The sequence below is a fragment of the Shewanella mangrovi genome, assembly GCF_000753795.1.
Taxonomy (GTDB): domain Bacteria; phylum Pseudomonadota; class Gammaproteobacteria; order Enterobacterales; family Shewanellaceae; genus Shewanella; species Shewanella mangrovi.
Genome location: NZ_JPEO01000034.1, coordinates 1 through 1284, shown reverse-complemented (window position 1 = coordinate 1284; position 1284 = coordinate 1). Strand labels below are relative to the sequence as shown.

The 1284-nt window shown below is 52.3% G+C and carries 1 rRNA gene; it reads left to right on the top strand.

Annotated features, from left to right (window positions below):
* Window positions 1–1284: ribosomal RNA gene (locus HR45_RS18870) — 23S ribosomal RNA — on the top strand; the annotation flags it as partial.

Below are 1284 nucleotides of genomic sequence, written 5' to 3'. Positions count from 1 at the left end.
TTGTATGTGCGGTAGAGGAGCGTTCTGTAAGCGGTTGAAGGTGAAGGGGTAACCCACACTGGACGTATCAGAAGTGCGAATGTTGACATGAGTAACGATAATGGGGGTGAAAAACCTCCACGCCGAAAGACCAAGGGTTCCTGTCCAACGTTAATCGGGGCAGGGTGAGTCGACCCCTAAGGCGAGGCTGAAAGGCGTAGTCGATGGGAAACGGGTTAATATTCCCGTACTTCTGCTAACTGCGATGGAGAGACGGAGAAGGCTAGGCCAGCGCGGCGTTGGTAGTCCGCGTTTAAGGTAGTAGGTGTTGTGCTTAGGCAAATCCGGGCACATTTACACTGAGAGCTGATGACGAGTCACTAAGGTGATGAAGTGGTTGATGCCATGCTTCCAGGAAAATCTTCTAAGCTTCAGGTTAGTAGGAATCGTACCCCAAACCGACACAGGTGGTCGGGTAGAGAATACCAAGGCGCTTGAGAGAACTCGGCTGAAGGAACTAGGCAAAATGGTACCGTAACTTCGGGAGAAGGTACGCTGCCGGCGGTGAAGGACTTGCTCCGTAAGCTGCTGGCAGTCGCAGATACCAGGTGGCTGCAACTGTTTATCAAAAACACAGCACTGTGCGAACTCGCAAGAGGAAGTATACGGTGTGACGCCTGCCCGGTGCCGGAAGGTTAATTGATTGGGTTATCTTCGGAGAAGCTCATGATCGAAGCCCCGGTAAACGGCGGCCGTAACTATAACGGTCCTAAGGTAGCGAAATTCCTTGTCGGGTAAGTTCCGACCTGCACGAATGGCGTAATGATGGCCACGCTGTCTCCAGCCGAGACTCAGTGAAGTTGAAATTGCGGTGAAGATGCCGTATACCCGCGGCTAGACGGAAAGACCCCGTGAACCTTTACTATAGCTTGGCACTGAACATTGACCCTGCATGTGTAGGATAGGTGGGAGACTTTGAAGTTGGGACGCCAGTCCTGATGGAGTCAACCTTGAAATACCACCCTTGCAGTGTTGGTGTTCTAACCTTGGTCCCTTATCGGGATTAGGGACAGTGCCTGGTGGGTAGTTTGACTGGGGCGGTCTCCTCCTAAAGAGTAACGGAGGAGCACGAAGGTTGGCTAAGTACGGTCGGACATCGTACGGTTAGTGTAATGGCACAAGCCAGCTTAACTGCGAGACAGACACGTCGAGCAGGTACGAAAGTAGGTCATAGTGATCCGGTGGTTCTGAATGGAAGGGCCATCGCTCAACGGATAAAAGGTACTCCGGGGATAACAGGCTGAT